This window comes from Pseudomonas sp. P4_C8 (assembly GCF_056401975.1).
In genome coordinates this window covers 54411-77999 of record NZ_JBFUIH010000026.1, presented here as the reverse complement: position 1 = coordinate 77999, position 23589 = coordinate 54411, and the positions used below count along the sequence as shown (strand labels likewise).

Genomic DNA, 23589 nt, shown 5'->3' with positions numbered 1-23589 from the left:
CCATGAATGCCGCAAAACGTTTGGAAATTTTCCGCAGGTTTCACGAAGACAACCCGGAACCGAAGACTGAACTGGCCTATTCATCGCCATTCGAATTGCTGATTGCCGTGATTCTTTCCGCCCAGTCGACCGATGTCGGCGTCAACAAGGCCACCGCCAAACTCTATCCCGTGGCCAATACACCGGCCGCGATCCATGCGCTGGGCGTCGAGGGCCTGTCGGAATACATCAAGACGATCGGTTTGTTTAACAGCAAAGCGAAAAACGTGATCGAAACCTGTCGACTGCTGGTGGAGCGCCATGGCGGCGAAGTGCCGCAAACCCGCGAGGAACTGGAAGCGCTACCCGGCGTCGGCCGCAAGACGGCGAACGTGGTGCTCAATACTGCCTTTCGCCAACTGACCATGGCGGTGGACACCCACATTTTTCGGGTCAGCAACCGCACCGGCATTGCTCCCGGCAAGAATGTAGTCGAGGTGGAGCAGAAACTGATGAAGTTTGTGCCCAAGCAATACTTGCTGGACTCCCATCACTGGCTGATCCTTCATGGGCGCTACGTGTGCCTGGCCCGCAAGCCCCGCTGCGGCAGTTGCCGGATCGAAGATTTGTGCGAATACAAGCAAAAGACCTCGGACGATTGAGGCACTATTAGATTTATTGATCCATCGATTGAAAAAATCTTTTTTACCCGCCGGTCGATTGTCGATATAAGGAGCGCCAAAGGCAGTCTTAGCCTGGAGTTGACCTTATGAGCACTGGCAAAGAGCAATTGGACGTAGAAGACGACTTCACACCCGTTGAGGCCGATGACGCTGAACCGGTGGTTGAAGTGGCAAAGACCAACCTGAGCAAACGCCGCACCATCGACAATTTGCTGGAGGAGCGCCGACTTCAAAAGCAATTGGCCGATTACGATTTTGACCTTTAACACCTAAAAGCCTCCCGAAACGGAGGCTTTTTACTAAGTGCCGATCCCTGATGAGCGCCTCCTCATCAGCCGTTAGTGGCACTTAAACCAGACCATTGCGTTGAGCCAGTTCGATCAAATCGACCAGGGAGCGCGCATTGAGTTTCAACAACAGGCGAGTTTTGTAAGTACTGACGGTTTTATTGCTGAGGAACATTCCATCGGCAATCTCCTTATTGGTCTTGCCTCTGGCCAACTGTTGCAACACCATCATTTCGCGCCCGGACAGACGATCCACCATATCGGCTTCACTGGCATTGCCAAGACTGGACCGTACGGTATGCAACGCTTGATTCGGAAAGTAACTGTAGCCTGAAAGAACGGCTTTTATCGCACTGAGCAATTCAGTGAGGTCCTGCTGTTTGCAAACATAGCCTGCAGCCCCTGACTGCATACAACGCATGGAAAAATGCCCGGGCGCTTGTGAAGTCAATATCAACACTTTAAGAGGCATCGCCGTCGATGTCAGTCGCGCAATGACTTCCAGCCCATCCAGCTTCGGTATTCCAATATCCAGAATGACAATATCCGGCATAAGTTCGCGGGCCAGTTGTAATGCGTCCACGCCGTTATCTGTTTCTGCAATGACTTCGTAGCCATGGCGCTCCATTAGCATACGTACCGCAAGACGAATGACGGGGTGATCATCCACGATCAGCACTTTATTCATGGGCAAGTCCAATTTTCGCTGTTCGAATTTTTAGAGCCCGCACAATAGCCTAGTCGTTTCATCCATGGCATGCCGCCCCCCTCAGCGACCCACACCGAGAGACATTCCCTACAAACAAGAAGGATAATTCTTACAAGATTTGCACAAATACTGTGTTTCTTAAATTTTATCCGTCCATCAGCGCGCGGCTTTTTGAAATTTTTGTGTATCGAATTACATCCTAAAAAATTAATGGGGCAGGACAGTGAACGTGCAGCCCGACAAACACCGGCGATTGGGCTACGCTTAAAAAACAACCAACACTTCAACCCTAAACACTCACACCTTGGAGGCGCAGCATCAACCACCTGGCCAACATAATGCTAATAGATCAACATCGAGCAACACTCCAGCATTAAAGATCAACATAACTCTTCTTAAAACACGAACAGCAGCTATACCCGACCCACTATTAATCCAGCTACTATAAGACCCACTAGAAACCCAACTAAAAGGACCCACAAAATAACAACAACTCCAATACAACCAAACTGAAATACACTTGAGAAACCCAAACTTACAAATCGAGAAAAGATAGTCCTTTATGAGCAAAAAACATGATAAAACCCAAATCAAGAATTACCAACCCCATGACAATCATCGCGGTATTTGCAACACTGTCTGAAACTTCAGCTGCCATTTCGCTCCCCTTTCTCGATAATGACGAACGCAAGATTTACATCTGGTTCCTTATCAGCTTCCCCTTTTATTTGCTTTTCCTATTCTTCGCCACACTCAACTTCAACTACCGATCACTGTACGCCCCCTCTGATTTTGAGAAGGGAAAACATTTCATAAAGGTGATGGCCAACGCTGATCAATCGGAAAGTTTCGCACCGACAGACTCGACCAAGCACTGGATTGAGCATCAGGTACGGTTACCGGCATTGCTAAAGGATCTACACATCGTTGATGTACGAAGGATGAGCAAAAAAATGGAATTCAACACGTTGATCGAGAAGGTCCAGGCACCTCAAGCCCCCTCTGCACGGTTGATCGTATTTCTTACGTGTACCGATTCAGAAGCGCTACTGAAAGAAAGCGCGCTCAAGTATTCAAAGCAAACAAGGAAACGCAGCCACACAGCGTTCTGGGTCGCTTATAACGTGAGTTCACAGGGTGTGACGACTATGGCTTGAGTGCCCGATAGTCGAACAGGACAACTCTCTAAAACTCAGAGAGAGAAAAACGCAGAAGGAATGGTACGAGTCACAAGAAGAACGTTGAAAAACACAAGGCGCGACAGGAAAAACTTCCCTTTTCAGAATTGTGGCCTTGTCACCGACAAGGCCACAGCTCTATGACTGCTTCAACGGGCTCAGAACAGCTTCCGGCCTTTGTTCGCAGCAATGCGCATACGCAAGGCGTTGAGCTTGATGAAGCCCGCCGCGTCGGCCTGGTTGTAAGCGCCGCCGTCTTCTTCGAAGGTTGCGATGTTGGCATCGAACAACGATTCGTCAGACTTGCGACCCGTAACGATCACATTGCCCTTGTACAGCTTCAGGCGAACAACGCCGTTCACGTGGGCCTGGGACGCATCGATCATTTGTTGCAGCATCAGACGCTCAGGGCTCCACCAGTAACCGGTGTAGATCAGGCTGGCGTATTTCGGCATCAGCTCGTCTTTGAGGTGAGCCACTTCGCGGTCCAGCGTGATCGATTCGATCGCACGGTGAGCGCGCAGCATGATGGTGCCGCCTGGGGTTTCGTAGCAGCCACGGGACTTCATGCCCACGTAACGGTTCTCGACGATGTCGAGACGACCGATACCGTGTGCACCACCGATACGGTTCAGGGTCGCCAGCACGGTGGCCGGGGTCATTTCGACGCCGTCCAGTGCAACGATGTCGCCGTTACGGTAGGTCAGTTCCAGATATTGCGGTTTGTCTGGAGCGTTCTCCGGGGAGACGGTCCATTTCCACATATCTTCTTCGTGCTCGGTCCAGGTGTCTTCCAGCACGCCGCCTTCATAGGAGATGTGCAGCAGGTTGGCGTCCATCGAGTACGGGGATTTTTTCTTGCCGTGACGCTCGATCGGGATGTTGTGCTTTTCAGCGTAATCCATCAGTTTTTCACGGGACAGCAGGTCCCATTCGCGCCACGGAGCGATCACCTTCACACCTGGCTTCAAGGCGTACGCGCCCAGTTCGAAGCGAACCTGGTCGTTGCCCTTGCCGGTGGCGCCGTGGGAAATGGCGTCAGCGCCGGTTTCGTTGGCGATTTCAATCAGGCGTTTGGCGATCAACGGACGAGCGATGGAAGTACCCAGCAGGTACTCGCCTTCGTAAACGGTGTTGGCGCGGAACATCGGGAAAACGAAATCGCGCACGAACTCTTCACGCAAGTCGTCGATGTAGATCTCTTTGACGCCCATGGCCTGCGCCTTGGCGCGCGCAGGTTCGACCTCTTCGCCCTGACCCAGGTCAGCGGTGAACGTCACCACTTCACAGTTATAAGTATCCTGCAGCCACTTGAGGATCACCGAAGTGTCCAGGCCGCCGGAATACGCCAGAACGACCTTGTTTACGTCCGCCATGCCATCACTCCACGGGATTCTACGGAAAGCCGGGAAGTCTACCGCTCAAACGCGGTAATTTACAGAGGCGCGACAGCTTAAGACGACGAAGCGACAGAATCTGTCGAGAGCGCGACGATGACCGGCGAGTCAGGAATTTGCCGGGGTACTGCTCGTAGCAATTTGTGGCGCGACTTGTTCTGTCGGTGCCACACGCTCCAGTCGCACCGCAACTCGACGATTTTTCGCGCGATTGCCTGCGTTGGTGTTCGGCGCCACAGGGTAGCGCTCACCATGGAAGCGCATAGTGATCTGCGATTCCTGAATGCCGTTGGCTTTGAAATAATCCATCACCGCCAAGGCGCGGCGGCGTGACAGCTCACGGTTGGTCAGGCGATTGCCACTGTTGTCGGAGTGCCCGTCAAGCTCGATATGATTCACCGACGGATCAGCCTTCATGAACTCGAGCATCACCTGCAACTGCGCCTTGGCCTGGGGGCTGAGGTCGATACTTTCGCCCGGGAAACCGATTTCGGACCTTTTAACCTGCTCGAAATTCTTCGGCAGCAGTTTCGCCACGCAACTCTGATAATCGCTGAACGCCTTGTTGAACTTGACCGGCAACAGTCGTACTTCCGACACCCGGCCATCGCCGGAAGTATGCCGGATCACCGGGCTGCGGCCATCGATCAATCCGCTGATCAAGCGTCCGGCCTGAGCTTGCGAGCTATTGAACAGCACATTGCCGCTGCCGATTCTGACGGATCCCAGGTTGATATCGCCCCGCCCCGGCTGCCAGGGTGCGGCGGCCGCCAGCAACGTCGCCGAACCGCCACCGATCATCGAGTTGTAGGCATTCAAACGAAACGTCGCCTGCTCGCCGGCACGGCGCACGAATTCGCCCGAGCCGAAATCAGTGACCGGCTGAGTCAGGCGGCATTCGAACTTGTCACCTTCGACCGTCCACGTGATGCTCTCCAGAGGTGTCTGGAAAGTCAGCGCCATTGCAGGAAGGCTGGCAAACACACTGAGCAAGGCTAAATAACGCTGGCGCACGGGAGGCTCCACTGGCTTCTACGACAAAAAGACCGACACACGCATGTTTACGGCATACCTCGTTCATATCGGTAAGTTCCTGCAAAACTTGATAGCGAGTGCCTGCAAGTGTCTTTTCCGGTAGCATTCCCCTGAGTTTGACCCGCCTGGAATTCCCTCATGTCCGACCGCCTGACCCTGCTGCGTCCCGACGACTGGCACATTCATCTTCGCGATGGTGCCGTGTTGACCAATACCGTTGCGGATGTCGCGCGCACCTTTGGTCGCGCCATCATCATGCCCAACCTGGTACCTCCGGTGCGTAACACCGCTGAAGCCGATGGCTATCGCCAGCGGATTCTCGCTGCACGCCCGGCCGGCAGTCGCTTCGAACCGTTGATGGTGCTGTACCTGACCGACCTTACCCAGCCTGAAGAAATTCGCGAGGCCAAGGCCAGCGGTTTCGTGTACGCCGCCAAGCTGTACCCGGCCGGCGCGACCACCAACTCGGATTCTGGCGTCACCAGCATCGACAAAATCTTCCCTGCGCTTGAGGCCATGGCCGACGTCGGGATGCCTTTGCTGGTTCACGGTGAAGTCACCCGTGGCGATGTCGACGTGTTCGACCGCGAAAAAATCTTCATTGATGAGCACATGCGTCGTGTAGTCGAGCGTTTCCCGACGCTCAAAGTGGTGTTCGAACACATCACCACCGCCGATGCCGTGCAGTTCGTCAACGAGGCTTCGGCCAACGTCGGCGCGACCATCACTGCGCATCACCTGCTGTACAACCGCAACCACATGCTGGTGGGCGGGATTCGGCCGCACTTCTATTGCCTGCCGATTCTCAAGCGCAATACGCACCAGGAAGCCCTGCTCGACGCCGCCACCAGCGGCAGCGAAAAATTCTTCCTGGGCACCGACTCGGCTCCCCACGCCCAGCACGCCAAAGAAGCCGCGTGTGGCTGCGCCGGTTGCTACACCGCTTATGCCGCCATCGAGATGTACGCCGAAGCGTTCGAACAACGCAACGCGCTGGACAAGCTCGAAGCCTTCGCCAGCCTCTACGGCCCGCGCTTCTATGGCCTGCCAGCGAACACCGACCGCATTACCCTGGTCCGCGATGAGTGGACCGCCCCAACCAGCCTGCCATTTGGCGAGCTGACCGTTATCCCGCTGCGCGCCGGTGAAAAACTGCGCTGGCGCCTGCTGGAGGAACACGCGTGAGTGAAGACCATTTCGACGACGAACAGGACGGTCAAGGCGGAGGTGGTCCTCGTCATCCGATGGCTGCCAGATTCCGTGGCTACCTGCCGGTTGTCGTCGACGTAGAAACCGGTGGTTTCAACTCGGCCACCGACGCCCTGCTGGAAATTGCGGCAACCACCATCGCGATGGACGAGAAAGGGTTTGTGTACCCCGATCACACCTACTTCTTCCGTGTGGAGCCTTTTGAAGGCGCGAACGTCGAAGCGGCCGCGCTGGAATTCACCGGGATCAAACTTGATCACCCGCTGCGCATGGCGGTGAGTGAAGAAGCCGCGCTGACCGATATCTTCCGTGGCATCCGCAAGGCTCTGAAAGCCAACAGTTGCAAACGGGCAATTCTGGTCGGCCACAACAGCAGCTTCGACTTGGGCTTCCTCAACGCAGCGGTCGCACGCCTGGATATGAAACGTAACCCGTTTCATCCGTTCTCCAGCTTCGACACCGCGACCCTTGCAGGTCTGGCTTACGGTCAAACCGTACTGGCCAAGGCCTGTCAGGCAGCCGATATCGACTTCGACGGTCGCGAGGCTCACTCGGCTCGCTATGACACCGAGAAGACAGCAGAGCTCTTCTGCGGCATCGTCAATCGCTGGAAACAAATGGGCGGCTGGGAAGACTTCAACGACTGATCTTGTTGATTTATCCCGCGCATAAAAAAACCGGCCTCATCAGAGGCCGGTTTTTTATTGCCTGACGCTTGGGCTTACAGCGCCGCAGCGTTCTCGGTCAGGTAAGCCGCAACGCCTTCGATCGAAGCGGTCATGCCTTTGTCGCCTTTTTTCCAGTTGGCAGGGCAAACTTCGCCGTGCGCTTCGTGGAATTGCAGAGCGTCGACCAGACGGACCAGCTCTTCAATGTTACGGCCCAGCGGCAGGTCGTTGATGATCTGCGAACGGACAACGCCTTTGTCGTCGATCAGGAACGCGCCACGGAAAGCCACGCCGCCTTCGGACTCAACGTCGTAGGCCTTGGCGATTTCGTGCTTGATGTCGGCAGCCATGGTGTAACGAACTTCGCCGATACCACCATTGTTTACCGGGGTGTTACGCCAGGCGTTGTGGGTGAAGTGCGAGTCGATCGATACGGCGATCACTTCAACGTTGCGGGACTTGAAGTCAGCCATGCGGTTGTCCAGAGCGATCAGCTCGGACGGGCAAACGAAGGTGAAGTCCAGTGGGTAGAAGAACACCAGGCCGTATTTGCCTTTGATGGCCGACGACAGGGTGAAGCTGTCGACGATTTCGCCATTGCCCAGTACAGCTGGAACGGTGAAGTCCGGGGCTTGTTTGCCTACGAGTACGCTCATTGAAAATCTCCTGGTCTATTAACGTGAAGAACTGGATTCGCATCAGCCTGCCACCCTCAGGCGACAGCCCTGTGACACGATCCCCTTCGAAGGACCGACCATCATACACGGCGTTTTTGAGCTGTCCTCAACGGTTTTTTGCAGGAGCGTAAATTTACCGTTGTTACAGTGACCGGGAGATTACCCGGATGAAAACCGTTCGTCGGTCACGTCCGCTTTTAACGCGAAGCCTTCAGAAAGCACTTTGACAATCATTCTCGTTAACATTAAGATCCATCGCAATTGAGTCACAACCAGCGACGGTTTTCACTTATGTATGTCTGCCTCTGCACTGGCGTCACCGACGGTCAAATCCGCGATGCAATCTATGAAGGTTGCTGCAGCTATAAGGAAGTCCGTCAGGCCACTGGCGTAGCCAGCCAATGCGGCAAATGCGCCTGCCTTGCAAAGGAAGTGGTTCGCGAAACCCTGACCAAATTGCAATCGGCCCAGGCAGCCATACCTTTCCCTGTAGAATTTACTGCCGCTTAATTACTTAGTTTCAAAGAACCGGACTTGATGTCCGGTTTTTTTATGTCTGAAAATCAACTGCTTACGCCCTAGACGCGGAACACAAACATTCTTATTCCGATTAATTTTCATATAAGTTTCAATAACTTAGGTTTGACACTCTTACATACGCGGCTCAAACTCAGCCTTATAGACAGCTACTTAGGGCAGGACCCCATCATGAAAGGCGACGTTACAGTCATCCAGCATCTCAACAAGATCCTTGCCAATGAGCTGGTCGCGATCAATCAATACTTTTTGCATGCCCGCATGTATGAAGATTGGGGCCTGAACAAGCTTGGCAAGCACGAGTACCACGAATCCATCGACGAGATGAAGCACGCGGACAAGCTGATCAAGCGCATCCTGTTCCTTGAAGGCCTGCCGAACGTCCAGGACCTGGGCAAGCTGCACATCGGCGAACACACCAAGGAAATGCTTGAGTGCGACCTGCGTATCGAACGCATTGGTCATGCCGATCTGAAAGTCGCTATTGCTCATTGCGAAACGGTTGGCGACTTCGGTAGCCGTGAACTGCTCGAAGACATTCTTGAGTCCGAAGAAGAACATATCGACTGGCTGGAAACCCAACTGGGCCTGATCGATAAAGTCGGTCTTGAGAACTATCTGCAATCGCAGATGGGCGAAGACGAGTAAGTTAGCGCCCGCTAAACTCGAGACACTAAAAAGCCCCGCACTCTTTTAAAGAGGCGGGGCTTTTTTAATGCCCCTGTAGGAGCATGGCTTGCCAGCGATGAACGATGACGCGGTGTTCTTGCTAAACCGCGGCGCCTGCATCGCGAGCAAGCTCGGCTCCTACAGAGACCGAATCAGGCTTCGGTCTTGTTGGCAGCAGCCGCTTCAACAGCCGCTTTGATCGTGGTCTGCAACGAACCGTCAGCAGCCATCTCAGTCATGATGTCGCTACCACCGACCAGCTCACCACCGACCCACAGTTGCGGGAAGGTTGGCCAGTTGGCGTATTTTGGCAGGTTGGCGCGGATTTCCGGGTTCTGCAGGATGTCCACGTACGCAAACTTTTCGCCACATGCCATCACGGCCTGCGCGGCTTTCGCGGAGAAGCCACACTGCGGGGCATTCGGCGAACCTTTCATGTAAAGCAGAATGGTGTTGTTAGCAATCTGCTCTTTAATCGTTTCGATGATATCCATGGAGCACCTCGGCTGAACTTTCCGACTCAGAGGTCGGCTCGGTGGCGCATTGTAACGGAAACCCGAGCGCCATGCTCGGTCTGCCCGACAGACACGATCACGCCGCCACCACCGTCACCGGCACCCCGTTCAACGCCGCATTCCCCGACAACTCATCAAGCTGACACTCGTCAGTCAGGTCGTTGGCACTGGAACCCGGCTGACCACTGGCAATCGTCATCTGCACACCCGGCCGCGCATGCCCCCAGCCGTGCGGCAGGCTGACCACGCCTCTCATCATGTCCAGGGTGGCGAGCACTTCCACTTCGATCATGCCAACCCGCGAACTCACCCGCACGCGCTGGCCGTCATTGAGCCCGCGACTGGCCAGATCGTCCGGGTGCATCAGCAATTGATGGCGTGGCTTGCCCTTCACCAGACGGTGATAGTTGTGCATCCACGAGTTGTTGCTGCGCACATGACGGCGACCAATCATCAGTAACTGATCAGCACCCGGTGCCTCTAGCGCGGCGAAGCGCGCAAGGTCGGCAAGGATCGCCGGCGGCGCTGCCTGCACTCGTTGATTGGTGGTTTTCAGGCGTGGCGCGAGGTTGGATTTCAGTGCGCCCAGGTCGATCCCATGAGGATGATCGAACAAGGTTGCCAGCGAGAGTTTATGCTCCGAAGCGTCGCCATATAGCCCCATCCGCAAGCCAAGATCGATCATTCGCGCTGGCGCGATGGTTGGCTTCAATTCCTTGCCGGTCCTGGCGGCAAACGCCTTGGCAAGGCCGACGAAGATCTCCCAGTCATGCAGGGCACCTTCAGGCTTGGCCAGAATCGCCCTGTTGAAGCGAGTCACGTTACGCACCGCGAACATGTTGAACGTCGTGTCGTAGTGATCGTTTTCCAGCGCCGAGGTCGACGGCAGAATCAGGTCGGCATAGCGCGTGGTTTCATTGATGTACAGGTCGACGCTGACCATGAACTCCAGGCCATCCAGCGCCTGCTCCAGTTGCCGGCCATTGGGTGTTGATAACACCGGATTGCCGGCGACGGTGATCAGCGCGCGCACCTGCCCGTCCCCTTCGGTGAGCATTTCTTCGGCCAAGGCCGACACCGGCAGCTCACCGCCGTATTCCGGACGACCGGACACGCGGCTTTGCCAGCGATTGAAATGCCCGCCCGACGTGGACGCCACCAAATCCACCGCCGGCTCGGTGCACAGCGCGCCACCGACCCGATCAAGGTTGCCGGTGACCAGATTAATCAGTTGCACCAGCCAATGGCACAGCGTACCGAACGCTTGGGTCGAGACGCCCATGCGGCCATAACACACCGCTGTCGGCGCAGCCGCGAAATCCCGGGCCAGTTGGCGGATCTGTTCGGCCGGCACCGCGCACAACGGGCTCATGGCTTCGGCGGTGAACGTGGCGATGGACTGACGCACATCATCCAGACCGTCAACCGGCAGATGGCTGTCACGAGTCAGATTTTCAGTAAACAAGGTATTGAGCAACCCGAACAACAAGGCCGCATCGCCACCCGGCCGCACGAATAGATGCTGGTCGGCCATCACGGCGGTTTCGCTGCGGCGCGGGTCGACCACCACCACTTTGCCGCCCCGGGCCTGAATCGCCTTCAAGCGTTTTTCTACATCCGGCACGGTCATGATGCTGCCGTTGGACGCCAGAGGATTACCGCCCAGGATCAGCATGAAATCGGTGTGATCGATGTCCGGGATCGGCAACAACAACCCATGGCCGTACATCAAATGGCTGGTCAGGTGATGCGGCAACTGATCGACCGACGTTGCGGAAAAGCGGTTGCGGGTTTTCAGCAGACCGAGGAAGTAATTGCTGTGGGTCATCAACCCGTAGTTATGCACGCTGGGGTTGCCTTGGTACACCGCCACCGCGTTCTGCCCGTGCCGCTCCTGAATCGCCGCCAGGCGCTCGGCGACAAGGTTGAAGGCGTCTTCCCACGCGATAGGCTGCCACTCGCTACCCACTCGCAGCATCGGCTGACGCAGACGATCCGGATCGTTCTGAATATCTTGCAGGGCCACCGCTTTGGGGCAGATGTGCCCGCGGCTGAACGTATCCAGCGCATCGCCTTTGATCGAGGTGATTTGCACAGCGCCATCGACCTCGGAGGTTTCGATCGTCAAGCCACAGATGGCTTCACACAGGTGGCAGGCACGGTGATGGAGAGTCTTGGTCATGGCCAGTCTCTGTCTTGTTCTGGGCGGGCAATAGCGGCCGCGGGAACAAAACTATGGCGCCAGACCCGCTGCTGCGCCAGCGACGTTCGTCTTGTGAATCGGCGACTATCAGGCCAGCCGATGGCCGCTCGCAATTGCGTCACTCGTCAGCTAGTTATAACCCAGCACCTGGCAGTAGAAAACACATCGGCAGCTCACCATGAAGACACACGTCACCGGGCTTGAGAAGCCTTCAACGCCTTCTTCTTTAGAGGTGAAATCAATGCCGTCCATATGCCCCCGACAGCCAACCAAAGCATGACCCCTGACCCGATCAGGATGATCGCTTTCTGGTTTGCCAGGATGCCCAGTTGATGAGGTTCAGCTTGATAGACCTGCAACGCAATGTCGACGACGCTCACTACGGTAAACCACGCGACCACTAATGCTGCTCCATGCTTCAGGTCAGGCGTTGAGCGGTAGAGCAGTGAAGCCCCCAGATAGATTCCAGTTGCGATCAATCCACCCACCACCAAACACTGGGTCGAATCAATCTGCCCTCGTATCGTCCTTGAAATTCTTCACCCCGATAAAAGCACCAATGATGGCTCCCACCACTGCGCTCGGGAGCCCGGGGTAAATCGTGCTGGCGATAATCGCGAAGCCCATGACCGTGGAAAGCACAGCCATATCAAAAGCCGGAGAAACACGGCGAAGACGTGTCAGGCCCGCGTACCCGGTTTTTTCGATCGACATACAGGGTTCCCTCCATGGGGTGTTTTTGACTTGATTCAGTCGACATCTCGCAATGAGGCAGAGGATACCTGAGCATGACCAGATACCGGCTTGTAAAACCGTAACAGTAAACAACGCCAACCTTGAAAAACCAGGCCTTTGCGGCCCGCAGCCCCCAAACAGGTGCGCGCGCTGAATCCGCGCGCCTCAATACAGCGGTTATTGCATACCCGCTTGTGCACCGTGTACAAATGCTGGTCTGGACTTTAGCGACGAGATCAACCACTTCGCCCGCATCGAACAGTTGCAGCGCTGCAACCGTTGGAAGCGGTAAAAATAAGCCCCCTATTGGTAAGACGCGACATTTAATTATAAGATCGCGCCTTCCCCTATTTCGTCGCCCCGTGCGGCTTACGCCGCAGGTCTCGCCCGTTGTTCCGTTAAACAAGGCTTTGAGCATCTGCGGTTTGTAGCAAAAAGGTAGTCAATGATGAGCGCAAGGCACTTTCTCTCCCTGATGGATTGCACGCCCGAAGAGCTGGTCAGCGTGATCCGTCGAGGCGTTGAGCTCAAGGACCTGCGTAACCGCGGCGTACTGTTCGAGCCTCTGAAAAACCGCGTCCTGGGGATGATTTTCGAGAAGTCCTCGACCCGCACCCGGATCTCCTTCGAAGCCGGCATGATCCAGCTCGGCGGCCAGGCGATCTTCCTGTCCCCGCGCGATACGCAACTGGGCCGTGGCGAGCCGATCGGCGACTGCGCCATCGTCATGTCGAGCATGCTCGATGCGGTGATGATCCGAACCTTTGCCCACAGCACCCTGACCGAATTCGCCGCCAACTCCCGTGTGCCAGTGATCAACGGCCTGTCCGACGACCTGCACCCGTGCCAGTTACTGGCCGACATGCAAACCTTCCTCGAACATCGCGGTTCGATCCAGGGCAAGACCGTGGCCTGGATCGGCGACGGCAACAACATGTGCAACAGCTATATAGAAGCGGCGATCCAGTTCGACTTCCAGCTACGCGTTGCCTGCCCTGAAGGCTATGAACCCAACCCTGAGTTCGTGACCAAGGCCGGCGACCGGGTGACCATCGTCCGCGATCCAAAGGACGCTGTGCGCGGCGCCCACCTGGTGAGCACCGACGTCTGGACCTCCATGGGCCAGGAAGAAGAAACCGCCAAGCGCTTGAAGCTGTTCGCGCCCTACCAGGTCAATCGCGCCCTGCTCGACCTCGCAGCAGACGATGTGCTGTTCATGCACTGCCTGCCGGCCCACCGCGGCGAAGAGATCAGCGTCGACCTGCTCGACGACAAACGCTCCGTGGCCTGGGATCAAGCGGAAAACCGGCTTCATGCACAAAAGGCCCTGCTCGAGTTTCTCGTTGAACCGGCGTATCACCACGCATGAGCCAGCCATTACTGCTTAACCTGCGTAACCTCGCTTGCGGCTATCAAGACCAGCGGGTCGTGCAAAACCTCAACCTGCATTTGAATGCCGGTGACATCGGTTGCCTGCTCGGCTCCTCGGGTTGCGGCAAGACCACCACGTTGCGGGCGATTGCCGGTTTTGAACCAGTGCATGAAGGTGAAATCACGCTGGCGGGCGAGACGCTTTCCCGCGCCGGCTTCACCCTCGCTCCGGAGAAACGCCGGATCGGCATGGTGTTCCAGGACTACGCGCTGTTTCCGCATTTGAGCGTGGCCGACAACATCGCCTTCGGGATCCGCAAGCACCCGCAAAAGGACCGCGTCACCGAAGAGCTGCTGGAACTGGTCAACCTGAAAAACCTCGGCAAGCGATTCCCGCATGAACTGTCCGGCGGCCAGCAACAGCGTGTTGCCTTGGCCCGCGCCTTGGCGCCGGAACCGCAACTGCTGCTGCTCGACGAACCGTTCTCCAACCTCGATGGCGAACTACGGCGCAAACTCAGTCATGAAGTGCGCGACATTCTCAAGGCCCGTGGCACCAGCGCGATTCTGGTAACTCACGACCAGGAAGAAGCCTTCGCGGTCAGCGATCATGTCGGCGTGTTCAAGGAAGGTCGCCTGGAACAATGGGACACCCCCTACAACCTGTATCACGAACCGCTGACACCGTTTGTAGCCAGCTTCATCGGCCAGGGTTATTTCATCCGTGGCCAGTTGAGCAGCCCGGAGTCGGTGCAGACCGAACTGGGTGAGTTGCGCGGTAATCGTGCCTACACCTGGCCAGTCGGTAGTGCGGTGGATGTGTTGCTGCGTCCGGACGATATCGTTTATGCGCCAGACAGTGCATTGAAGGCGCGGATTGTCGGCAAGTCGTTCCAGGGCGCATCGACGTTGTACCGGTTGCAGATGCCGACCGGGGCGCAGCTGGAATCGATTTTCCCGAGTCATGTGGATCGGCAGGTCGGTGCTGACGTCGGTATTCGTGTGGCGGCTGAACACCTGGTGTTGTTTCAGGCGTCCGGTAGCACTGCCGCGCAGATTCCGGCAGTCGAATCGGGTGTGCGCCGCTACAGCAACGCCAACTGACTCCCCCGCTTCTGTAGGAGCAAAGCTTGCTCGCGATAGCATCGCCGCGGTTTAGCTGACGCACCGCGTCATCGTTCATCGCGAGCAAGCTTTGCTCCTACAAAGATCAGCGTTAACCCAGCATCAACGTTCCGCTCGCAACCAGCGTCGCATTCCCGCCAATCTTCACTCGGTCGCCTTCCAGCCGGCAGAACAATTCCCCGCCGCGTTTCGAGCATTGATAAGCGGTCAGGCTCGATTTACCCAACCGTTTCGACCAATACGGAATCAGGCTGCAATGAGTCGAGCCGGTCACCGGGTCTTCGTTGATGCCAATCGCTGGCGCGAAATAGCGGGAGACAAAATCATGCTTGCTGCCTTTGGCGGTCACGATCGCCCCCGGCCAGGGCAACTTAGCCAGCGCGACCATGTCCGGCTGGCAATCAAGCACAGCCTGCTCGGACTCCAGCACCACAAACAACTCGTTTGAACCCAGCACATCGACCACTTCGACACCCAGGGCGCGCTCGACGTCCAGGGTGACGCCCACTTGCGCCGCAGTAATCGCCGGGAAGTCCAACCACAAACGCTCACCGTCACGGCTCACACTCAATGGTCCGGACTTGCAAATGAAGTCCAGACGCTCGGTGGGTTCTTTATAGATTTCAAACAACACATAGGCGCTGGCCAACGTCGCGTGGCCGCACAACGGCACCTCCGTGGTCGGGGTAAACCAGCGAATGTGCCAACCCTGTCCTTCGCGCACCACGAAGGCAGTTTCGGCCAGGTTGTGTTCAGCGGCAATTTTCTGCATCAGCTCATCGGCGAGCCACGCATCGAGTCGATAAACCATCGCCGGGTTGCCACTGAACGGCCGATCACTGAACGCATCGACCTGGTGAAATTCAAGTTGCATGACCTTCTCCCTTTTGTCAGGTCAACCAGCATGCCGCGCTGGACTGACCCGCACCAGTGACAGCGCGGTCTGATTTTCACCATACAGCGCTGCACCTCATCACTGACTTCAAACGCGGCCGATATCGGCGAACTTGGCCTGAGTGTGTTCCGCCAAAACTGCCGGCGCCAACTCGACTTCCAGGCCACGCCGACCGGCACTGACAAAAATGCTGGCAAAAGGCTGAGCCGAATTATCGATAAAGGTGCGCAAACGCTTTTTCTGCCCCAGCGGGCTAATGCCGCCCAACAAATAACCGGTGGATCGTTGCGCAGCAGCCGGATCGGCCATTTCGACTTTTTTCACGCCCGCTGCATGAGCCAGATGCTTCAAATCCAGACTCCCGCCAACCGGCACCACCGCCACCAGCAATTCACCTTTTTCGCTGGCCGCCAGCAAGGTCTTGAACACCTGCGCCGGGTCGAGCCCCAGCTTCTCTGCAGCCTCCAATCCATAGGACGCGGCTTTGGGATCATGTTCGTAACTGTGCACACGATGTTCGGCTCGAACTTTTTTCAACAAATCCAATGCGGGGGTCATGACAGCTCCAGACTGGGCGGCAGTAGAAAAATCCTGCGCTGGATTCTAGGTCATTGACTCGCAAAAGGCTCTATTGCGCCCCTGTTTTCAAGGGCAGGCGACGCTTTTTACCGTTCGTCCGCGCAAGAAGCGCCGAATGAACAACTCGATCATTCACATGACTAATAGTTGAATTATGACTGATAGTTCACTTTCGACCTTTGACAGCYATGTTTCTTGTCTATATTTTTTCGAATCTGAATACGAACGAAAAGTCCTACCGCAGCACCGAGCAGTAAGCCAAAACCAGGATGGGGATCCTGGCTTGGTGAAAATCGCGCTTCGACCATGATGAAAAAAGCGCCAGACAACAAAAACAACTGAGGTTTTCAATGACAACTGCTTTACAACAACCGTCGCTTTCGAGCCAATGCATGGCCGAGTTTCTGGGGACAGCGCTGCTAATTTTTTTCGGTACAGGCTGTGTCGCCGCGCTCAAAGTCGCGGGCGCCAGCTTTGGCTTGTGGGAAATCAGCATCATCTGGGGCGTCGGCGTCAGCATGGCGATCTACCTGACCGCAGGAATTTCCGGCGCGCATCTCAACCCCGCTGTCAGCATCGCCCTGAGCATTTTCGCTGACTTCGAAAAACGTAAATTGCCGTTTTATATTCTCGCCCAAGTGGCGGGCGCCTTCTGCGGCGCACTGTTGGTTTACACGCTGTACAGCAATCTGTTCTTCGATTTCGAACAAATCCACCATATGGTTCGTGGCACCCAGGCAAGCCTGGAATTGGCGTCGGTGTTTTCGACCTTCCCCAACCCGGCCCTGACCACCGCCCAGGCGTTCCTGGTCGAAGTGATCATCACCGCGATCCTGATGGGCGTGATCATGTCCCTGACCGACGACAACAACGGTCTGCCAAACGGGCCGATGGCGCCGCTGCTGATCGGCTTGCTGATTGCGGTGATTGGCAGCTCGATGGGGCCACTGACCGGTTTCGCGATGAACCCGGCGCGTGATTTCGGACCGAAGCTGATGACTTTCTTCGCTGGCTGGGGTGAAATTTCCTTCACTGGCGGACGTGATATTCCGTACTTCCTGATTCCTGTTTTTGCACCGATTGTCGGTGCCTGCCTCGGTGCTGCCGCTTATCGCGGGCTGATTGCCCGTCATCTGCCCAGCGCCACACCTGCTACAAAGGACGCAACACCGACCATTGACGGCAAACCAAGAACTTCTTGATACCGTAGGCGCATGATCCTGCGAATGGGGTTGCGCGCCTGACCTCACTTCCTTATTTCGTCCAAGGCAATCGACATGACCGATACTCAGAATAAGAACTACATCGTTGCCCTCGATCAGGGTACGACCAGCTCCCGCGCGATCGTCTTCGACCGCGACGCGAATGTGGTCAGCACCGCCCAGCGCGAATTCGCACAGCATTACCCGCAAGCCGGCTGGGTTGAACATGATCCGATGGAAATCTTCGCCACCCAAAGCGCCGTGATGGTCGAGGCCCTGGCACAAGCCGGCCTGCATCACGACCAGGTCGCGGCCATCGGCATCACCAACCAGCGCGAAACCACCGTGGTCTGGGACAAGACCACCGGCCGCCCGATCTACAACGCGATCGTCTGGCAGTGCCGCCGCAGCACCGAAATCTGCCAGCAGCTCAAGCGCGACGGTCACGAGCAATACATCAGCGACACCACGGGCCTTGTCACCGACCCGTACTTTTCCGGCACCAAGCTAAAGTGGATCCTCGACAACGTCGAAGGCAGCCGTGAGCGTGCGCGCAACGGCGAACTGCTGTTCGGCACCGTCGACAGCTGGCTGATCTGGAAATTTACCGGCGGCAAAGTCCACGTCACCGACTACACCAACGCCTCGCGCACCATGCTCTTCAACATCCACACGCTGGAGTGGGACGCGAAGATGCTGGAGGTGCTGGATATTCCGCGCGAAATGCTGCCGCAAGTGAAGTCCTCCTCCGAAATCTACGGCCACACCAAAAGCGGCATTGCCATCGGCGGTATCGCCGGTGACCAACAGGCTGCCCTGTTCGGCCAGATGTGCGTTGAGCCCGGCCAGGCGAAAAACACCTATGGCACCGGCTGCTTCCTGTTGATGAACACCGGCGACAAAGCGGTGAAGTCCAAGCACGGCATGTTGACCACAATCGCGTGCGGCCCGCGTGGCGAAGTCGCCTACGCATTGGAAGGCGCAGTGTTCAACGGCGGCTCCACAGTTCAATGGCTGCGTGATGAACTGAAGATCATCAACGACGCCCACGACACCGAATACTTCGCCAATAAGGTCAAGGACAGCAACGGCGTGTACCTGGTGCCGGCCTTCACCGGACTGGGCGCGCCGTACTGGGACCCGTATGCCCGTGGCGCGCTGTTCGGCCTGACTCGCGGCGTACGCGTGGATCACATCATTCGTGCCGCGCTGGAGTCGATTGCCTACCAGACCCGCGATGTGCTCGACGCCATGCAACAGGATTCCGGTGAACGTTTGAAATCCCTGCGTGTGGACGGTGGCGCGGTGGCGAACAACTTCCTGATGCAATTCCAGGCAGACATCCTCGGCACTCGGGTCGAGCGTCCGCAAATGCGAGAAACCACCGCACTGGGTGCCGCGTACCTGGCTGGCCTGGCGTGCGGTTTCTGGGGCAGCCTGGAAGAACTACGCGGCAAGGCAGTGATCGAGCGCGAATTCGAACCGACCCTGGACGAAGCCGCGAAGGAAAAACTCTACGCCGGCTGGAAAAAAGCCGTCAGCCGCACCCGCGACTGGGAACCCCATGAAGGCGCTGAATAAGCCAACAACAGGTTGCGAATAGGGTTGTAACTGGTCGGGAGCAGATTCCTGCGGCATCATGGGCAAATTTTGCACGGCAGCCCAAAGGAAGCCCCATGAATCTGCCTCCCCGTCAGCAGCAAATCCTCGAACTGGTCCGCGAACGCGGCTACGTCAGTATCGAAGAAATGGCTACGCTGTTCGTCGTTACACCGCAGACCATCCGCCGCGATATCAATCAGCTCGCGGAAGCTAATTTATTACGTCGCTACCACGGTGGCGCCGCCTACGACTCCAGTGTCGAAAATACCGCCTACGCCATGCGCGCCGACCAGATGCGCGATGAGAAACAGCGTATCGGCGAAGCCATTGCCGCACAGATCCCCGATCACGCCTCGCTATTCATCAATATCGGTACCACCACCGAATCGATTGCCCGGGCGCTGCTCAATCACAATCACCTGAAAATCATCACCAACAACCTGCACGTGGCCTCGATGCTCAGCGCCAAGGACGACTTCGACGTTCTGCTGACCGGTGGCAACGTGCGGCGTGACGGTGGTGTGGTCGGTCAGGCGAGTGTCGACTTTATCAACCAGTTCAAAGTCGACTTCGCGCTGGTAGGCATCAGCGGCATTGATGAAGACGGCAGCCTGCTGGACTTCGATTATCAGGAAGTACGGGTGTCGCAGGCGATCATTGCCAATGCGCGGCAGGTGATACTGGCAGCGGACTCCAGCAAATTCGGGCGCAACGCCATGATTCGTTTGGGGCCGATCAGCCTCATCGATTGCCTGGTCACTGATCAGCAACCGGTGCCGGCGTTGGCGCAGTTGTTGAGTCAGCACAAGATTCGCTTGGAAGTCGTTTAACACCGAGGACGGTTAGACAACCTGTAGGAGCACGGCTTGCCGGCGATAGCGGCCTGTAGGAGCACGGCTTGCCGGCGATAGCGGCCTCAAGTACGTCATCGCCGGCAAGCCGGGCTCCTACAGAAATCGCTGCGCACCTCTCTCTTAATTCTTCTAATGTTCGAAAATTTTCCTTTAACCGCCCTTCGATGAGTTTTTTTAATCGAAGTTAACTGGCTGCGGGCGTCTTTATGGGCTACCATTTTCGCAAATGAACATTAATGTTCGAATTCAAATACATAAAACAAGCACCGAGGCCAGCCGATGCCCACTTCCACCTTGCGTACGCCCCCTCTCGCTGAGGTTTACGATATCGCCGTCATCGGTGGCGGGATCAATGGCGTGGGGATCGCAGCGGATGCCGCCGGCCGCGGTCTTTCGGTGTTCCTTTGTGAAAAGGACGACCTTGCCAGCCACACCTCCTCGGCCAGCAGCAAGTTGATCCACGGTGGCCTGCGCTATCTCGAACATTACGAGTTCCGCCTGGTGCGCGAAGCCCTCGCTGAACGCGAAGTGCTGTTGGCCAAGGCACCGCACATCGTCAAGCAGATGCGTTTCGTGCTGCCACATCGTCCGCACCTGCGTCCCGCGTGGATGATTCGCGCCGGCCTGTTTCTGTATGACAACCTCGGCAAACGGGAAAAACTCGCGGGCTCGAAAAGCCTGAAGTTCGGTCCGGACAGCGCGCTGAAAAGCGAAATCACCAAAGGCTTTGAATACTCCGATTGCTGGGTCGATGACGCGCGCCTTGTAGTCTTGAATGCCATGGCTGCTCGCGAAAAAGGCGCCCATGTTCACACCCAGACCCGTTGCGTCAGCGCGCGTCGCTCCAAGGGTTTGTGGCACCTGAACCTGGAACGCGCCGATGGCAGCCTGTTTTCGATCCGCTCTAAGGCACTGGTCAACGCGGCCGGTCCGTGGGTCGCCAAGTTCATTCGTGACGACCTGAAGATGGAATCGCCGTACGGCATTCGCCTGATTCAGGGCAGCCACCTGATCGTGCCGAAACTGTACGAAGGTGAACATGCGCACATTCTGCAAAACGAAGATCAACGCATCGTCTTCACTATTCCGTACCTGAACCACTTCACCCTGATCGGCACCACCGACCGTGAGTACACCGGCGATCCGGCTGCAGTTGCGATCACCGATGGCGAAACCGATTACCTGTTGAACGTGGTCAATGCCCACTTCAAAAAGCAGATCAGCCGCGACGACATCCTGCACAGCTATTCCGGTGTTCGCCCGCTGTGCAACGACGAGTCCGACAACCCGTCGGCCGTCACCCGCGACTACACCCTGGCACTGTCGGGCACCGGTGAAGAAGCGCCCTTGCTGTCGGTGTTCGGCGGCAAGCTGACCACTTACCGCAAACTGGCCGAATCGGCGTTGGCGCAGCTGACGCCGTACTTCACCCACATGAAGCCAAGCTGGACTGCGAGCGCCACACTGCCGGGCGGCGAAGACATGACCACCCCACAAGCCTTGTGCGCCTTGATCCGCGACAAGTTCGACTGGGTGCCAACTGAAATCGCCCGCCGCTGGGCCACCACCTACGGCAGCCGCACCTGGCGCATGCTCGAAGGTGTGCAGAACCTCAGTGATATGGGTGAACACATCGGCGGCGGGCTCTACACCCGCGAAGTTGATTACCTGTGCAGCGATGAATGGGCGACCACCGCGCATGACGTATTGTGGCGTCGTAGCAAGCTCGGGCTGTTCACCACTGCGGCGCAACAACAGAAACTGGCGGATTACCTGAGCAAGGTCGAACAGAACCGCAGCAAGATCGAAGCGGCCTGATCGGCAATCGGTTAAAGCAAAGCCCCTGAATCGAGAGATTCAGGGGCTTTTTGCATACTGCCAGACACCACCACGTCCCTGTAGGAGCCGGGCTTGCCCGCGATGACGGTCTTCCAGCCAACATCTGTGGTGACTGACACGCCGCCATCGCGGGYAAGCCCATTCAATTACAGGAGTACGGGATGGCATTCGGTTTTCCGAACGCGACCTGTCGGTCGATTCGGTTAACCGGATTATTCCACGCGACAAATAACGCCATAAATATTTAATATCGTTATAAATCAATAAGTTAACCTGTACTGCCTAGCCTGGCACGAGTCATGCTCTACACTTCTTCGACGAATGCCTGTTGCGCCCCTTCAGGAGCCCACAGGCGTTCGAAGCACAAAAGGGCCGATAAACTGGCTCCATAAAAAAAACAATGTCGAGGAAAATTTGATGCGCATCGTTCCCCACATCCTGGGCGCAGCCATTGCTGCCGCTCTGATCAGCACTCCGGTTTTCGCTGCCGAACTCACCGGCACCCTGAAAAAGATCAAAGAGTCCGGTGTCATCACCCTCGGGCATCGTGACGCTTCCATTCCGTTTTCGTACATCGCGGACGCTTCCGGCAAGCCGGTCGGCTACTCCCACGATCTGCAACTAAAAATCGTCGAAGCCATCAAGAAAGACCTCGACATGCCGAACCTCCAGGTCAAATACAACCTGGTGACCTCGCAAACCCGTATCCCGCTGGTGCAGAACGGCACCGTGGACGTCGAGTGCGGCTCCACCACCAACAACGTCGAGCGTCAGCAGCAAGTTGACTTCTCCGTTGGCATCTTCGAAATCGGCACCCGCCTGCTGTCCAAGAAAGATTCGACTTACAAAGACTTCCCCGACCTCAAAGGCAAGAACGTCGTGACCACCGCTGGCACCACGTCCGAGCGCCTGCTCAAGTCGATGAACGCCGACAAGCAAATGGGCATGAACGTCATCTCCGCCAAAGACCACGGCGAGTCCTTCCAGATGCTGGAATCGGGCCGTGCTGTGGCTTTCATGATGGACGACGCCTTGCTGGCGGGCGAAGCAGCCAAGGCCAAGAAAGCCGATGACTGGGCCGTGACCGGTACGCCACAGTCCTTCGAAATCTACGGCTGCATGGTCCGCAAGGGCGACGAGCCGTTCAAGAAAGCGGTGGATGACGCCATCATCGCCACTTACAAGTCGGGCGAGATCAACAAGATCTACGAAAAATGGTTCATGGCGCCAATTCCGCCTAAAGGCCTGAACCTGAACTTCCCGATGAGCGACGAACTCAAGGCCCTGATCGCCAATCCGACCGATAAAGCGGCTGACGAAAAGAAATCCTGATTTCTGACTAACCTTATCTCCTGAGAGGGCCGCTGCCCTTTCAGGGGTTTGTCACTCCCTGCTGGCATTTTTGGAAACACTCGAACCGGTGGCTGTCGAGCCGCTCGTGTGTGCCTGATCGTAGTGGCCTGTACGGTCAGTTCGTTAGCTCAAATTCGGTGCCGGATGTTCATATCCAAGGCGCTGTGACGAGTCATAGCCCGCTATGGCGAGGAACAGCAACGCAGGAGATGGACTTCCGGAGCCGAAGTTGAGCTGACAGAACTGACCACACAGGCCACCTGATCAGGGCGGGAACGGAGCTTCCCC

24 protein-coding genes are annotated in these 23589 nt (G+C 56.6%); 14 read left to right on the top strand and 10 right to left on the bottom strand.

Annotated elements, in window-relative coordinates:
- The first annotated feature begins 2 nt into the window (after positions 1-2).
- The gene (gene nth / locus AC1DWM_RS17655; RefSeq protein WP_007943576.1) at positions 3-641 is read left to right on the top strand and encodes an endonuclease III; all 639 of its coding nucleotides are present in this window, start codon (positions 3-5) and stop codon (positions 639-641) included.
- A gap of 107 nt (positions 642-748) precedes the next feature.
- Positions 749-928, top strand: a complete 180-nt coding sequence (locus AC1DWM_RS17650; RefSeq protein WP_007898493.1) for a PA3496 family putative envelope integrity protein — start codon at positions 749-751, stop codon at positions 926-928.
- Between the two features lie 82 nt (positions 929-1010).
- On the opposite strand, the gene AC1DWM_RS17645 is transcribed toward AC1DWM_RS17650, so the two are convergent.
- On the bottom strand, positions 1011-1637 hold the full coding sequence (locus AC1DWM_RS17645) for a response regulator transcription factor (RefSeq protein WP_007943575.1): 627 nt from the start codon (positions 1635-1637) through the stop codon (positions 1011-1013).
- A 596-nt stretch (positions 1638-2233) separates the two neighbouring features.
- On the opposite strand from AC1DWM_RS17645, the gene AC1DWM_RS17640 reads away from it, so the two are divergent.
- Entirely contained in the window at positions 2234-2815 is a 582-nt protein-coding gene (locus tag AC1DWM_RS17640; protein WP_223512082.1) for a hypothetical protein, read from the top strand.
- Between the two features lie 179 nt (positions 2816-2994).
- Here the strand turns inward: AC1DWM_RS17640 and AC1DWM_RS17635 are convergent, their stop codons facing one another.
- On the bottom strand, positions 2995-4212 hold the full coding sequence (locus AC1DWM_RS17635; RefSeq protein ID WP_223512083.1) for an argininosuccinate synthase: 1218 nt from the start codon (positions 4210-4212) through the stop codon (positions 2995-2997).
- A 129-nt stretch (positions 4213-4341) separates the two neighbouring features.
- Positions 4342-5247 carry a flagellar protein MotY gene (locus AC1DWM_RS17630; RefSeq protein ID WP_223512084.1) on the bottom strand — a complete coding sequence of 302 codons (906 nt, stop codon included), beginning with the start codon at positions 5245-5247 and terminating at the stop codon, positions 4342-4344.
- A 159-nt stretch (positions 5248-5406) separates the two neighbouring features.
- Between AC1DWM_RS17630 and pyrC the strand changes: the two genes are divergently transcribed.
- Both pyrC and rnt read left to right on the top strand, forming a co-directional pair.
- Positions 5407-6453 carry a dihydroorotase gene (gene pyrC, locus AC1DWM_RS17625; protein ID WP_223512085.1) on the top strand — a complete coding sequence of 349 codons (1047 nt, stop codon included), beginning with the start codon at positions 5407-5409 and terminating at the stop codon, positions 6451-6453.
- Positions 6450-7124, top strand: coding sequence for a ribonuclease T (gene rnt / locus AC1DWM_RS17620; RefSeq protein ID WP_223512086.1), 675 nt, complete (start codon positions 6450-6452; stop codon positions 7122-7124). The genes pyrC and rnt overlap by 4 nt, the downstream gene beginning before the upstream one ends.
- A 74-nt stretch (positions 7125-7198) precedes the next feature.
- On the opposite strand, the gene AC1DWM_RS17615 is transcribed toward rnt, so the two are convergent.
- Positions 7199-7801 (bottom strand): peroxiredoxin, encoded by a 603-nt coding sequence (locus AC1DWM_RS17615; protein ID WP_223512087.1) that lies wholly within the window; start codon positions 7799-7801, stop codon positions 7199-7201.
- A gap of 312 nt (positions 7802-8113) precedes the next feature.
- Between AC1DWM_RS17615 and AC1DWM_RS17610 the strand changes: the two genes are divergently transcribed.
- Both AC1DWM_RS17610 and bfr read left to right on the top strand, forming a co-directional pair.
- Entirely contained in the window at positions 8114-8332 is a 219-nt protein-coding gene (locus tag AC1DWM_RS17610) for a bacterioferritin-associated ferredoxin (RefSeq protein WP_007943567.1), read from the top strand.
- A gap of 198 nt (positions 8333-8530) precedes the next feature.
- Entirely contained in the window at positions 8531-9007 is a 477-nt protein-coding gene (bfr, locus tag AC1DWM_RS17605; RefSeq protein ID WP_046026484.1) for a bacterioferritin, read from the top strand.
- Between the two features lie 173 nt (positions 9008-9180).
- Here the strand turns inward: bfr and grxD are convergent, their stop codons facing one another.
- From grxD to AC1DWM_RS17585, 4 genes are all read right to left on the bottom strand, one after another.
- Positions 9181-9522 (bottom strand): Grx4 family monothiol glutaredoxin, encoded by a 342-nt coding sequence (grxD, locus tag AC1DWM_RS17600; RefSeq protein WP_007943565.1) that lies wholly within the window; start codon positions 9520-9522, stop codon positions 9181-9183.
- A 97-nt stretch (positions 9523-9619) separates the two neighbouring features.
- A complete protein-coding gene (locus tag AC1DWM_RS17595) occupies positions 9620-11725 on the bottom strand; it encodes a molybdopterin oxidoreductase family protein (RefSeq protein WP_477795774.1) in 2106 nt (701 codons plus the stop codon).
- 212 nt (positions 11726-11937) lie between these two features.
- The gene (locus AC1DWM_RS17590) at positions 11938-12234 is read right to left on the bottom strand and encodes a hypothetical protein (RefSeq protein WP_477795773.1); all 297 of its coding nucleotides are present in this window, start codon (positions 12232-12234) and stop codon (positions 11938-11940) included.
- A 19-nt stretch (positions 12235-12253) separates the two neighbouring features.
- On the bottom strand, positions 12254-12460 hold the full coding sequence (locus AC1DWM_RS17585) for a hypothetical protein (protein WP_477795772.1): 207 nt from the start codon (positions 12458-12460) through the stop codon (positions 12254-12256).
- 469 nt (positions 12461-12929) lie between these two features.
- On the opposite strand from AC1DWM_RS17585, the gene argF reads away from it, so the two are divergent.
- Both argF and AC1DWM_RS17575 read left to right on the top strand, forming a co-directional pair.
- Entirely contained in the window at positions 12930-13850 is a 921-nt protein-coding gene (gene argF / locus AC1DWM_RS17580; protein WP_223512091.1) for an ornithine carbamoyltransferase, read from the top strand.
- Positions 13847-14956, top strand: a complete 1110-nt coding sequence (locus AC1DWM_RS17575; RefSeq protein WP_223512092.1) for an ABC transporter ATP-binding protein — start codon at positions 13847-13849, stop codon at positions 14954-14956. The genes argF and AC1DWM_RS17575 overlap by 4 nt, the downstream gene beginning before the upstream one ends.
- A gap of 112 nt (positions 14957-15068) precedes the next feature.
- On the opposite strand, the gene AC1DWM_RS17570 is transcribed toward AC1DWM_RS17575, so the two are convergent.
- Positions 15069-15851, bottom strand: coding sequence for a PhzF family phenazine biosynthesis protein (locus AC1DWM_RS17570; RefSeq protein ID WP_223512093.1), 783 nt, complete (start codon positions 15849-15851; stop codon positions 15069-15071).
- Between the two features lie 108 nt (positions 15852-15959).
- A complete protein-coding gene (ybaK, locus tag AC1DWM_RS17565; RefSeq protein ID WP_223512094.1) occupies positions 15960-16430 on the bottom strand; it encodes a Cys-tRNA(Pro) deacylase in 471 nt (156 codons plus the stop codon).
- A 371-nt stretch (positions 16431-16801) separates the two neighbouring features.
- Here ybaK and AC1DWM_RS17560 point away from each other — a divergent pair, with 371 nt between their 5' ends.
- The 5 genes from AC1DWM_RS17560 to AC1DWM_RS17540 all read left to right on the top strand — a co-directional run bounded on the left by AC1DWM_RS17560 (position 16802) and on the right by AC1DWM_RS17540 (position 23280).
- Entirely contained in the window at positions 16802-17653 is an 852-nt protein-coding gene (locus tag AC1DWM_RS17560; protein ID WP_477795771.1) for an MIP/aquaporin family protein, read from the top strand.
- A gap of 75 nt (positions 17654-17728) precedes the next feature.
- A complete protein-coding gene (gene glpK, locus AC1DWM_RS17555; RefSeq protein ID WP_223512096.1) occupies positions 17729-19234 on the top strand; it encodes a glycerol kinase GlpK in 1506 nt (501 codons plus the stop codon).
- Between the two features lie 95 nt (positions 19235-19329).
- Positions 19330-20085, top strand: a complete 756-nt coding sequence (locus tag AC1DWM_RS17550) for a DeoR/GlpR family transcriptional regulator (protein ID WP_007916700.1) — start codon at positions 19330-19332, stop codon at positions 20083-20085.
- A 303-nt stretch (positions 20086-20388) separates the two neighbouring features.
- The gene (gene glpD / locus AC1DWM_RS17545) at positions 20389-21927 is read left to right on the top strand and encodes a glycerol-3-phosphate dehydrogenase (RefSeq protein WP_477795770.1); all 1539 of its coding nucleotides are present in this window, start codon (positions 20389-20391) and stop codon (positions 21925-21927) included.
- 438 nt (positions 21928-22365) lie between these two features.
- Positions 22366-23280: a glutamate/aspartate ABC transporter substrate-binding protein gene (locus tag AC1DWM_RS17540; RefSeq protein WP_223512098.1), complete on the top strand. Its 915-nt coding sequence runs from the start codon at positions 22366-22368 to the stop codon at positions 23278-23280.
- Positions 23281-23589: the final 309 nt, after the last annotated feature.